Annotated in this window: 10 protein-coding genes and 1 other annotated feature; of the genes, 5 read left to right on the top strand and 5 right to left on the bottom strand. The window is 37.5% G+C overall.

The features are described from left to right. Window positions 1-113 precede the first annotated feature (113 nt). The 5 genes from M1D73_RS24225 (at window position 114) to M1D73_RS24245 (ending at window position 5,232) form a co-directional block, all read left to right on the top strand. On the top strand, window positions 114-2,261 hold the full coding sequence (locus M1D73_RS24225; protein ID WP_481157974.1) for a spore germination protein: 2,148 nt from the start codon (window positions 114-116) through the stop codon (window positions 2,259-2,261). Window positions 2,262-2,277: 16 nt separating this feature from the next. After that, window positions 2,278-3,378, top strand: a complete 1,101-nt coding sequence (locus M1D73_RS24230; RefSeq protein ID WP_000049053.1) for a spore germination protein — start codon at window positions 2,278-2,280, stop codon at window positions 3,376-3,378. Further along, window positions 3,348-4,433, top strand: coding sequence for a spore germination protein GerHC (gerHC, locus tag M1D73_RS24235; protein ID WP_000411389.1), 1,086 nt, complete (start codon window positions 3,348-3,350; stop codon window positions 4,431-4,433). Before M1D73_RS24230 ends, gerHC begins: the two co-directional genes overlap by 31 nt. Window positions 4,434-4,526: 93 nt before the next feature. Next, window positions 4,527-4,712 carry a hypothetical protein gene (locus tag M1D73_RS24240; protein WP_141558418.1) on the top strand — a complete coding sequence of 62 codons (186 nt, stop codon included), beginning with the start codon at window positions 4,527-4,529 and terminating at the stop codon, window positions 4,710-4,712. A gap of 97 nt (window positions 4,713-4,809) precedes the next feature. Further along, window positions 4,810-5,232: a pyrophosphohydrolase domain-containing protein gene (locus M1D73_RS24245; RefSeq protein WP_000180554.1), complete on the top strand. Its 423-nt coding sequence runs from the start codon at window positions 4,810-4,812 to the stop codon at window positions 5,230-5,232. Between the two features lie 44 nt (window positions 5,233-5,276). On the opposite strand, the gene M1D73_RS24250 is transcribed toward M1D73_RS24245, so the two are convergent. From M1D73_RS24250 to M1D73_RS24270, 5 genes are all read right to left on the bottom strand, one after another. Beyond that, the gene (locus tag M1D73_RS24250) at window positions 5,277-6,203 is read right to left on the bottom strand and encodes a hypothetical protein (protein WP_121868481.1); all 927 of its coding nucleotides are present in this window, start codon (window positions 6,201-6,203) and stop codon (window positions 5,277-5,279) included. Between the two features lie 203 nt (window positions 6,204-6,406). Continuing rightward, entirely contained in the window at window positions 6,407-8,815 is a 2,409-nt protein-coding gene (leuS, locus tag M1D73_RS24255; protein ID WP_000009461.1) for a leucine--tRNA ligase, read from the bottom strand. A 65-nt stretch (window positions 8,816-8,880) separates the two neighbouring features. Then, window positions 8,881-9,100: a binding site (T-box leader), on the bottom strand. Between the two features lie 187 nt (window positions 9,101-9,287). Continuing rightward, a complete protein-coding gene (locus tag M1D73_RS24260) occupies window positions 9,288-10,481 on the bottom strand; it encodes an MDR family MFS transporter (RefSeq protein ID WP_001137561.1) in 1,194 nt (397 codons plus the stop codon). 247 nt (window positions 10,482-10,728) lie between these two features. After that, window positions 10,729-11,952: a cation:proton antiporter gene (locus M1D73_RS24265; protein WP_000380163.1), complete on the bottom strand. Its 1,224-nt coding sequence runs from the start codon at window positions 11,950-11,952 to the stop codon at window positions 10,729-10,731. A 3-nt stretch (window positions 11,953-11,955) separates the two neighbouring features. Continuing rightward, a complete protein-coding gene (locus M1D73_RS24270; RefSeq protein WP_001026053.1) occupies window positions 11,956-12,453 on the bottom strand; it encodes a cation:proton antiporter regulatory subunit in 498 nt (165 codons plus the stop codon). Window positions 12,454-12,463 lie beyond the last annotated feature (10 nt).

A 12,463-nucleotide genomic window follows, 5' to 3' on the forward strand; every position in this document is an offset into this window, starting at 1 on the left:
AAAGATTTTTTTCCATGCAAACTAATCTCCTTCTTCTTTTCATAAATAAATGAATAATATACAAAATTAGCCACAAAATAGCACTATATTACAAGATTAAAGAGGGTATACACATGATTTGGAATTGGTTACGTAAGAAAAAAAAATCAAATAAACCAGAAGCAAACGAAACAGATAATCAGGAGCAGCATTCTAACAATGAAGAGGATGATAACAAAGAACAGACTAGAAGTATGAAACATAATAAAGGTAAAAATCACGAACAAAAAGATTCTTCTCAGGATAAGCAACAAAGTACTAAACAAAAAGATTCTTCTCAGGATAAGCAACAAAGTACTAAACAAGAGGATTCCTCTCAGGATAAGCAACAAAGTACTAAACAAGAGGATTCCTCTCAGGATAAGCAACAAAGTACTAAACAAAAAGATTCTTCTCAGGATAAGCAACAAAGCGCTAAACAAGATGAACCTTCTCAGGATAAGCAACAAAACTCTAAACAGGATGATTCCTCTCAAGATAAGCAACAAAGTGCTAAACAAGAGGATTCCTCTCAGGATAAGCAACAAAACTCTAAACAAGATGACTCTTCTCAGGATAAGCAACAAAACTCTAAGCAGGATGATTCCTCTCAAGATAAGCAACAAAGTACTAAACAAGAGGATTCCTCTCAAGATAAACAACAAGGTGCTAAACAAGGTGATTCGTCTCAAGATAAACAACAAAACGCTAAGCAAGATGAACCTTCTCAAAGTAAGCAACAAAACTCTAAAGGTAATAGTATTTATGATTTTACGAAACCAGAAAAAGACCGTATCCATTCTTTACAAAATTTAATAGAGAAGCTGAAAAAATCTAGTGATTTTGTGAATTATCATACATCCGACGATGAAACGATGCCTTATTGGATTTCTTACTATCGTCCTTCGCTTGATGGAGAGAAATTACAAAAATATTTAATGCCTACTCTTTTGGAACGACCTAATGCTTCACTAGAAGAGCTGAAAGAACATATTCCAATGAGCGGCATTACAATTACGAACGACTTACAAAAAATTGAGGATATGGTTTTAAAGGGGCATGCGATTATTCAATTGAATCAGCAAGATCAAAAATGTATGCTTGCAAACATTGCAATTGATAATTATCGTGCACCAACCCCTCCTTTAAACGAATCAACTGTTATTGGTCCGCAAGAAGGTTTCGTAGAGGATATTGATACAAACATTAATTTAGTTCGAAAACGTCTTCCTGTTTTAGATTTACAAACAAAAGAAATGATTATTGGCGAGTTTTCAAAAACAAAAGTTGTCATGATGTATTTAGACAACCTTGCTGAAAAAGATAATGTAGATTTTCTAGAAGAGTCATTACGCGCTCTTGAATATGATCAAATTAATGATAGTGCTTATTTACAAGAATTAATGGGTGAAAAATCGATTTTCCCTCTCTATATCAATACAGAACGTACTGATAGAGTTACAAAAGCACTAATTGATGGAAAAATCGCTATTTTCGTTGATGGTTCTCCAAGTGTTTTACTAACACCTGTATCCTATTTCGATTTTTTCATTTCACCAGAAGACTATAACGTCTCCTGGATGTACGCTACATTTTCAAGGATTTTAAGATTAATTGCCGTTCTATTTTCAATTTGCGCTACACCGTTATACGTTGCAGTTTTAAATTATCATTATGAACTTATTCCAAGTGATTTACTTGAAACTTTGATTTTATCAAGGGCACAAGTACCATTCCCACCTTTAATTGAAGCGCTCTTTTTAGAACTTGCAATTGATTTATTAAGAGAAGCCGGCGCAAGGTTACCGATGAAAGTTGGGCAAACACTCGGTATTGTAGGCGGTATCGTAATCGGGCAAGCATCTGTACAAGCTGGGTTAACGAGTAACATTTTATTAATTATCGTTGCACTATCGGCACTCGCTTCCTTTATTACACCTATTTATAAAATGGGGAACGCTGTTCGATTACTACGCTTTCCTTTTCTTATGTTTGCAGAAATAGGCGGATTGTTCGGGATTTCTCTTGGATTTATCTTTTTATTTACTCATCTCTTTAGACTTACTTCCTTACGTAAGCCGTACGCTTTGTTTTATCCGACAAGGCAACAATCAGTTAAAGATTCTTGGATTCGTTTTCCATTAACAATGATTGATACGAGAGATGTGCAAGCAAGACCACAACATGTAAAAAAAGCAGTGAAAGGAATTTCAACAAAACATAGATCAGATTTTGATGATTGAGAAATGAGGTGCATTGATGAGTAAAGTTCAAGAAAAATATCAAATATCTCCTATCTTTGTTTTCTTCTTAATTCACGGTGCACAGTTTGGTGCTGGAGTTCTCGGATTCGCTCGAATCATCGCAAAGGCCGCTGGATACGACGGATGGATGGGAGTTATAATCACAGGAATTTTCATCCATATTCTTATATGGATGATGTATGTCTTATTAAAAGAAACAAATGGGAATTTAGTTGATTTACATCGGCAAACATTTGGAAAATGGCTAGGAAATGGCATTAGCATCATCTTTATGGCTTATTTTTTAATCGTTAGTATTTCGGTCATCCGAACATATGTTGAAATTATTCAAGTATGGATGTTTCCTACCGCTTCCACCTTTATGTTAACACTCTTTTTATGCTTAGTTAGCTATTACATTATCTCTTCTGGATTTCGTGTAATTACCGGTATTTGCGTCATCTCTGTTGGTGGTACATTAGGATACTTATTTCTAAGCTTATTCGTTTTGAAATATTCACATTGGGATAATTTACTACCTATATTCACACATTCTTTTTCAGACATTTTAAAATCCGCTCAACTGTCAATCTACAGTATGACCGGTTTTGAAATTTACCTCATGGTATATCCATTTGTGAAAAAGCCTATGCAATCTCATAAATACGCTCAGTTTGGAGCACTATTTTCAAATCTTCTATATTTATTTAGCACCCTTTTAGCCTTTGCATTTTTTAGTGAAAAACAATTGTTAAAAACGATATGGGCCCAACTTTCTATGACCCAAGTCATTCAATTACCATTTATAGAAAGACTCGAATATATTGCAATTTCAGGCTATGCACTCGTTATTATTTCAAGTTTCATCCTCCCTTTATGGGCGTCAATGAGAGGAACACATGAAATATTCCGTGTAAAACAAAGGGGTATTTTAATTGCTTTTATCTTTATCACTCTCATTGTTTCGCAACTTTTAACCAACAGACACGATATTAATAACTTTATTAGTAATGTATCAAAAGTTAGTTTTTGGCTCATTTATGTATACATCCCAATCCTATTTATTATTGTGTGGGTGAAAAGAAAATGGAAAAAATCAAAAGCACAAGCAAATTAATACTTATTTCTTGTATAACATTCTTCAGTCTAATTGGATGTTTACAAAAAAATATTATCGATGATGTACAACTTATTCAAGGAAGCGTTTTTGATGTCGCAAAAGATAATAAAGTAAAAGTGACATTCGTTTGTCCCATTCAGAAAAAAGGAAATAAAGTTCAAGTTTTTGAAGGCAGTGCAAATGCAGTAAAACAAGTAAAAGCAGACACATCTTTAGAGTCTTCTCAACCATTTGCTAGCGGACAAATGCGTGTCGCTCTATATACAATAAGGCTTGCCAAAACAGGAATGTCTACTTCATTCGATACATTACTTCGAGATGTGAATATAGGGAACGCTTTATATGCTGCTTTATTAGATGGGAATGGTACTGAACTTTTAAAGGGCAAATATTCGACTTCATACAACGTTGCAATTTATATAAAAAAATTGCTAGAACATAACATGGAGACCGGACCTTTACCAGCGGATAATCTACATATAGGAGCATTTCGCTATTATCAAGAAGGAAAAGACTACTATATTCCCATTCTAAAGAAGCATGGTGATAAAATAAAAATTACCGGAATTGGCCTTTTTAAAAAAGATAAATATATCGGTAAAATTGCGGAAAAAGATATGTTCATATTTAAAGGACTATTAGAGAAACATAAATTAGATTCACATGAATTTAAAACAGATTCTGCGTACGTAATGATTAATAATATTCGTTCTGTTCCAACTTACGATATAAAAATTAAAAATGGAAAGCCTTCTTTTTTCATTAACGTTCGTCTTGATGCACGTATTCAAGAACTATCAAAACAAATTAACTTAGAAAATAACAAGAACACAAAAAACATTGAAAAAGATGTCCAAAAACAATTAGATAAACAAGCTGCTAAGTTAATTAAGCAACTTAAATCTTTAGGCGTCGACCCTCTCGGGCTAGGTGCAAAGTATAAGCAACATTATCGCCCATTCAAATTAGAAGAATGGAGACAAATGTATAAAGATGTTCCGGTTCATATAAAATACACCGTAAATATTACAAATTCTGGTGTCATTGAATGAGAAATGATTGAACTCCTCTCTCCAGCATGATACAACGGAGAGAGGAGTTTTTTTATTATCAAATAGAGAGAGAAGATATTTATGGGGGAGCTTATGTCTAAAAAATTAGTAAGGCCTATTTTAAATGGTATTTTATTTCTCGGCGTCTTTTTATTTGCTCATACATACTTAAAAAATGTTTCCTTCACACGTTACTTGCTTGTCGTTATACCAATGTTACTGGTCGGTATTTTTGGCATCGATCTTATTTCATCCCTTTTAATAAAAAAAGAAGAATAACGAGCGAACATCTTATTTCGATAAGATGTTCTTTTCATTTCATAATCACCTTATGTTACAATAAACTTCGGCATAACGTAAGAAAGGATGAAACAACATGACAAACGAAAAAGGTTTAGATAAAGGATACGAACTTGTTGCGAAAATGCATGAAGTATTCGGACATCCTGTGACAAATACTCCAACAAAATTAACAGAAGAGCGTGCAAAAATCCGTGCAAGTTTTATGCAGGAAGAACTAGAAGAATTTCTAGAGGCAACGACTGTTGAAGATCAATACGATGCACTGATTGACCTTATTTACTTTGCATTCGGAACGTTTGCAGAAATGGGCGTACGTCCAGATAAAGGATTCGAAATTGTAAACAACGCCAACATGGCAAAACTATTCCCTGATGGGAAGCCTCGATTCCGTGAAGGCGACGGTAAGATTCTAAAGCCAGAAGGCTGGCAAGCACCGGAACCACAACTTCGTGCTGAAATTGAACGTCAGCGTCAAGAAGCTGAAAAAAACTGCTAGGATTTCCTAGCAGTTTTTTATTATGTCTTTTTTTCTGGCAATCATTAATGACCCACGTGTCCCGCATGTCCTGCAGCTCCACTAATGCTAGCCGCTCCTGCTGCTGCCCCCGCTCCTCCTGCTCCAATTCCACCTGTCCAAGGAGAAGATTGTTGTTGATACTGTTGGTATTGTTGGTGTTGTTGGTGTTGTTGGTGTTGTTGGCCTTGGTAACCTTGATGACCATGTTGACCTTGGTGACCGTGGTGGCCTTGATGGCCGTGGTGATGTACTTGTTGTTGATGATGTCCATGATGACCTTGGTGACCTTGGTGGTGATGGTGGCCATGATGACCATGGTGTCCTTGGTGGCCGTGGTGGCCATGGTGACCATGGTGATCTTGATGAATTTGATAAAGAACAGCCTGCGGATGTATATGATGGTGGCCGTGGTGATGTACTTGTTGTTGATGATGTCCATGATGGCCATGATGACCGTGGTGACCTTGGTGGTGATGGTGGCCATGATGGCCATGGTGTCCTTGGTGGTGATGGTGGCCATGATGGCCATGGTGTCCTTGGTGGTGATGGTGGCCATGATGGCCATGGTGTCCTTGGTGGTGATGATGTCCATGATGACCGTCGTGGTGGCCATGTTGACCGTAAAAACCTTGTGGATAACCACCTACTCCTCCAACGAAAGATGGGAATGTAGTTGGTACGCCTACTGGTACTCCTCCCGCTGCTCCGCCTACAAATGTTGGGATTCCTGTTTGCACTCCAGCTACTGATGATGGAAATCCTCCTGTTGATGTTGGAATTCCAGTTTGCGCTCCAGCTACTGATGTGGAAAATCCTCCAGGTGTTCCACCCATCCAGCTCGGAATTCCGCCATATCCTTGTTGTCCGCCTCCCATTAACATCATTTGTTCATAACTATCCGATCCACCTCCGAAAAAGCCATGTGGTGCATTATTGTCCATCCCTTTCATTCCTTTCACCTCTTCTACTCAATTTAGCCTACCTTTTTTATCATATTTCCTATAGAAAAATAGGTGTTTGTCTGTATTGGAATTCCGCTCTTTTATTTGTACGTATTGGAATAATTGAAAACTTAGACTAGGGTGATCCAGAGATTATTTTCTACACAAAAAAGCTCAGAGTATACATACTCTGAGCTTTTATTTAGAATAAATTAATTTGCAACAACATTAACAAGTTTTCCAGGAACAACAATTACTTTACGAACTGTTTTCCCTTCAATTTGGTCTTGAATTGCTTCAAGTGCAAGTTGTTCCATTTCTTCTTTTGATGCGTCTTTACTCATTGTTAGTTTTGCACGAACTTTACCCATAACTTGAACAACAATTTCAACTTCATCTTCTACAAGTTTAGACTCATCAAATGTTGGCCAGCTTGCATATGTGATTGTTTCATTGTATCCAAGTTTGCTCCATAGCTCTTCCCCGATATGAGGTGCAACTGGTGCAATCATTTTTACGAAACCTTCTACATATTCTCTCGGAAGTGTTTCAGCTTTGTATGCATCGTTGATGAATACCATCATTTGAGAAATCGCTGTGTTGAAGCGAAGCTCTGCATAGTCTTCTGTTACTTTCTTCACTGTTTGATGGTAAGCTTTTTCAAGCTCTTTATTTGGTGCGTCAGTAATTTTCTCACTTAATTCACCGTTATCTTGAACGAATAGACGCCATACGCGGTCTAGGAAACGACGAGCTCCGTCAAGACCATTTTCAGACCAAGCAATTGAAGCATCTAATGGTCCCATGAACATTTCGTATAGACGAAGTGTATCTGCACCGTGGCTTGCTACGATATCATCAGGATTTACAACGTTACCTTTTGATTTACTCATTTTCTCGTTGTTTTCACCTAGAATCATACCTTGGTTGAATAATTGTTGGAATGGCTCTTTCGTTGGAACTACACCGATATCGTATAATACTTTATGCCAGAAACGAGCATATAGTAAGTGAAGTACGGCATGTTCTGCACCACCGATATAAATATCAACTGGAAGCCATTGTTTTACTTTTTCAGGATCTACAAGTGCTTCGCTATTGTTTGGATCGATGTAACGTAGGTAGTACCAGCAGCTACCAGCCCATTGCGGCATTGTGTTCGTTTCACGACGACCTTTTTTACCAGTCTCAGGATCAACAACATTTACCCACTCGTCAATGTTAGCAAGTGGTGATTCACCTGTACCTGAAGGACGGATGTTTTCTGTTTTCGGAAGAACTAATGGTAATTCCTCTTCTTTCACAGCTGTCATTGTACCATCTTCCCAGTGAATTACTGGAATTGGTTCACCCCAGTAACGTTGACGGCTGAATAACCAGTCACGTAGACGGTACGTTACTTTTTGATTTCCTGCGCTCGTTGCTTCAAGCCATTCAATCATTTTTGCGATTGCTTCTTCTTTATTTAATCCATCAAGGAATGCTGAGTTTACGTGTGCACCATCACCTGTGTACACTTCTTTCGTAATATCTCCGCCTTTTACAACTTCCTTCATTGGAAGATTAAATACTGATGCGAATTCATAGTCACGCTCATCGTGAGCTGGAACTGCCATTACAGCACCTGTTCCGTAAGTTGCAAGAACATAGTCAGCGATCCAGATTGGTAATTTCTCACCGTTTACTGGGTTAACTGCGTAAGCACCAGTGAATACACCAGTTTTCTCTTTCGCAAGTTCTGTACGCTCTAGGTCACTCTTCATTTTTACAGCGTTAATGTAAGCTTCTACCGCTTCTTTTTGTTCTGCTGTTGTAATTTCTGCAACAAGTGCATGTTCTGGAGCTAGTACACAGTATGTTGCACCAAATAATGTATCAGGGCGCGTTGTGAAAACTGTGAATTTCTCGTCTGTACCATCGATGTTGAAGTGTACTTCTGCACCTTCAGAACGACCGATCCAGTTACGTTGCATATCTTTTAAGCTTTCAGGCCAATCAAGCTCATCTAGATCTTCTAATAGACGATCTCCGTAAGCTGTAATTTTTAACATCCACTGTCTCATCGGACGACGCTCAACTGGATGTCCACCACGCTCACTCTTACCGTCAATGATTTCTTCGTTTGCAAGTACTGTACCAAGTGCTGGGCACCAGTTTACAGGTACTTCATCAACGTAAGCTAAGCCTTTTTCAAATAGTTTTAGGAAGATCCATTGCGTCCACTTATAGTAGTTTGGATCTGTTGTATTTACTTCACGGTCCCAATCGTAAGAGAAACCTAATGATTTAATTTGGTTACGGAACGTATTAATATTATGCTCTGTAAATTCAGCTGGGCTGTTTCCAGTATCAAGTGCATATTGCTCTGCTGGAAGACCAAATGCATCCCATCCCATTGGATGCAGAACGTTATATCCTTGCATACGCTTCATACGAGATAAAATATCTGTCGCTGTATAACCTTCTGGATGTCCTACGTGTAAGCCTGCACCTGATGGATATGGGAACATATCTAGTGCATAAAATTTTGGTTTTTCTGTCTCATCTGGCGTACGGAATGTTTTATTCTCTTCCCAGTACCCTTGCCACTTCTTCTCAATTTCTTGATGATTAAAGCTCATGAGATACCCTCCTTGAAATTCTATTTATTTTCACCGCCCAAAATACAAAAAACCTCTCATCCCTAGAAAGGGACGAGAGGTTATAGATTCCCGCGGTACCACCCTAAATTAATGTACAAATATACATTCGCTTAGATCCGTAACGTGGATTAACGGCAATTGCTACTATTAGTTTCACAACTGCAACTCAAAGGCGAGTTCATAACGAAACGTGGATTGACTTGCACCGACCGTCAACTCTCTAAACCAGCTTCTATTACTACTACTCCTTCTCACTGTTATTACACATATAAGTTAAGTGAACTATCCTTCACCTAGTATCTCTTAAGAGCTTACTTAAAGCGAGGACTTCTCGGTTAATCGTTACTCTTAATAACTAACGAATTCATCTTAAGACAGCCGAGCTATCTCCCTTGTTCTAAAGGTTGTTTTATTTAAATATATTCTAAAACATGTTACATGTTCCGTCAAACTAAACTGCAATTTTTTCTTCAACTGTTTCTTCTACTTTTACTCGTTTATCATAAATGCTCGTTGCTATAAGCGCTACTACAAGCATTACCATGATTGCTATAAACAATACTTCCATATTGTATAAATCCACAATTGCTCCGCCAACGACCGGTCCGAACATTTTCCCTACAGTCGCCGCACTATTTACGACACCTTGATAAAATCCTAATTTATCTTTTGGTGCAAGTATATTTGCAATCGTTGGAACCGCAGGCCATACAAATAACTCACCAATTGTTAATGTTACCATCGCAACGAGGAACATCGTAAATTGCTGCGCTTGACTTAACACAATGAATGACGCCGCAAAAATGAAGATTCCAATCATAATTTGCTGTTTTAAAGAACGCTTCATCCAACGAATTAGCATACTAACAAGTGGTTGTGCACAAACAATCATCGCTCCGTTTATCGTCCATAGTAAACTATAGTGACGAAGGCTAATATTCAATTCTTGCATATGTGTTGCAATCGCTCCTTGCCACTGTACGTATGTAACCCAGCATAAAGCATATGCTACACACACGATAAGAAGTGCTTTAAATCCAGGTGTAAGTGACCACCCTTTTTTCGTTTCGACTTCTTTTTGCACTCCTGGCTCCTTCTTGTCTTCCATACCGCGGAATCCAATAAAAGCAATTAAAAAGAAAACAAAGTATAAAATAAAATTCGCTAAGAAAATATAATCAAAACGATACGATGCAACTAATCCACCACATGCTGTTCCGATCGCAATACCAACATTTTGTCCAACGTACATCGCATTAAATGCCCGTCTTCCGCCTTCTGGCCAAACCGTACCAACCATCGCATACATCGATGGGAAGACCATTCCAGAACCGAAGCCGATTAACGCTAGCCATACAACATATAACGGCCAACCGTGGAAGAACACAAGACCTAAAATCGATACAAGTGTAATCACAATCCCTACTAAAGTTGATTTATAACCGCCCCATTTATCAAATAAAACACCGCCGAGCAAGTTTCCGATTACACCAGTAAGCGAATTGATCATTAATACCATTCCGGCCACAGATAAAGATTTTCCTAGGTGATCATGCAAATAAATTGTATTAAAAGGCCATAAAAAAGAAGCACCCGTGACATTAATAATCATCCCAGCTACTAATAGCCATACTTTCCTTGGCATAGTTTCCCCTCCTATTCTATTTTTTTCGATCATATATATAACAGTAAAATTGTAGTCGTTTTTAAATAGGAAGGCAACTGATTAATAGTTGATGAAATTCAGATAATGGTTCAACGGTAAATGAAATTATATTGATTGCTTCTTGGATTATATCAGCGATTATTAAAATATATCGACTTACCGACAAAAAATGACAACAGTAACAATGTATAAAGAGGCTGCATGAACTTCATGCAGCCTCTTTATACTATCCAACTTCCTTTTCTCGCTTCGCACTTTCTTTAGCGCTCCATTTAAATATTTTATCTAATAAGGAATATATTCTCCCAGATTCTTTCGTTAACAAAGGTCCTAACGATGCTAATATTAAAACATACAAAGCTGAGAATGGTTTAATAGTTGCCATTAAGCCGCCCGCAATTCCAATATTCGCGACGATAATGGAAAATTCTCCGCGTGATACAAGTGTTAAACCGATATTCGTAGAAGCCTTATGCGATAACCCAGCTTTACGCCCCGCAACCATTCCAGCAGTAAAATTACCGATAAGAGTAATGAAAACTGCTCCTAATGCCAACCACACTGCTCCTCCAAGTGAAAATGGGTCTATACTTAAACCGAAGCTGAAAAAGAATATAGCTCCAAAGAAATCACGAAACGGAACAACGAGCTGTTCAATTCGATCACTATGCTCTGTTTCAGAAAAGACGAGCCCTAATAATAATGCTCCAATTGCCTCCGCGACATGAATCGTTTCTGAAAATCCTGCTACAAAGAATAAAATAGCGAATATTACGATAATAAAAATTTCATTGGACGAAATATCTAACATTTTATTTAAAAATCGTGTAGCTTTTCTAGCAACTACAAAGAATAGTAGCATATACCCTACTGCGATTAAAATAGATGTAAGAGCACCTACAAATGACGTTGCCCCTCCGAGTACTAATCCTGAAACGACCGATAAATATACGGCTAAAAAGATATCATCAAACATAATGATTCCTAAAATTAGCTCCGTCTCTTTATTACCAGATCTTCTTAAATCAACAATTACTTTCGCAACAATTGCACTCGATGAAATTGTTATGATCCCAGCAATAATTAATGTTTCTAATAAGGGGAAACCCATTATATATCCGTAAAGTAAACCTAATATAAAATTAAGCGATATATGAACAGTTCCCCCAAAAGCAATTGACTTTCCTGATTTAATTAATTTTTTAATTGAGAATTCTAAGCCTAAATAGAATAAGAGGAATATAACGCCAACACGGCCGAGGAAGGAAATAACTTCTCCGCTTTCAATAAATCTTAAATCGATAATCCCTAAATCTGGGGCATGGGGCCCCACTAGCATACCGAGTATAATGAGAAACGGAATAATCGAGAACTTTAACTTTGCAGCGAGAATAGCTGCAAAAGCGACTAATACTAACGCAGTCCCAACTTCAAAGATTAAAGTATCCATCGATTATGAATCCCCTCCTACTGAAAGCAACTCATTAATAATTCTTTTTACTTCATGTCTTTCACCTGATAGTACGAGCATATCGCCAGCTTCAATGATAGAATCTGGGCCTGGATTAAAGAACTTCTTCATATTCTTTTTCAAAATGGCAATAATCGTTACGTTATATGTGTTTCGGACATGTAAACTACCAATTGTTTTTTGTACGACTGGTGCATTATTTTCCACCTTAAACCACTCAATTGATAATCCTTCAAAGGCCATTTCAATCGTATCTAAAGCTTGTGGTCTATATACCATTCCGCCCAATATAGCTGCAATTTGTCTCGCTTCGGAATCACGAAGAGAGACGCTTGAAATACTCTCCTCATGATCAGCATCAAAATGGTACATTTCTCTTCGGCCATCATCATGAATAACGATAACCATCTTTTCATTACCTTTTGTAATCACTTCAAACTTACATCCAATACCCGGCAGTTCACTCTCTCTAATATTCATATTTTCCGCC

The organism is Bacillus sp. PK3-067 (assembly GCF_056738645.1).

Coding starts and splice junctions, on each gene's coding strand:
- M1D73_RS24225 (WP_481157974.1), top strand. CDS start 114: ATGATTTGGAATTGGTTACGTAAGAAAAAAAAATCAAATAAACCAGAA.
- M1D73_RS24230 (WP_000049053.1), top strand. CDS start 2,278: ATGAGTAAAGTTCAAGAAAAATATCAAATATCTCCTATCTTTGTTTTC.
- gerHC (WP_000411389.1), top strand. CDS start 3,348: ATGGAAAAAATCAAAAGCACAAGCAAATTAATACTTATTTCTTGTATA.
- M1D73_RS24240 (WP_141558418.1), top strand. CDS start 4,527: ATGTCTAAAAAATTAGTAAGGCCTATTTTAAATGGTATTTTATTTCTC.
- M1D73_RS24245 (WP_000180554.1), top strand. CDS start 4,810: ATGACAAACGAAAAAGGTTTAGATAAAGGATACGAACTTGTTGCGAAA.
- M1D73_RS24250 (WP_121868481.1), bottom strand. CDS start 6,203: ATGAAAGGGATGGACAATAATGCACCACATGGCTTTTTCGGAGGTGGA.
- leuS (WP_000009461.1), bottom strand. CDS start 8,815: ATGAGCTTTAATCATCAAGAAATTGAGAAGAAGTGGCAAGGGTACTGG.
- M1D73_RS24260 (WP_001137561.1), bottom strand. CDS start 10,481: ATGCCAAGGAAAGTATGGCTATTAGTAGCTGGGATGATTATTAATGTC.
- M1D73_RS24265 (WP_000380163.1), bottom strand. CDS start 11,952: ATGGATACTTTAATCTTTGAAGTTGGGACTGCGTTAGTATTAGTCGCT.
- M1D73_RS24270 (WP_001026053.1), bottom strand. CDS start 12,453: ATGAATATTAGAGAGAGTGAACTGCCGGGTATTGGATGTAAGTTTGAA.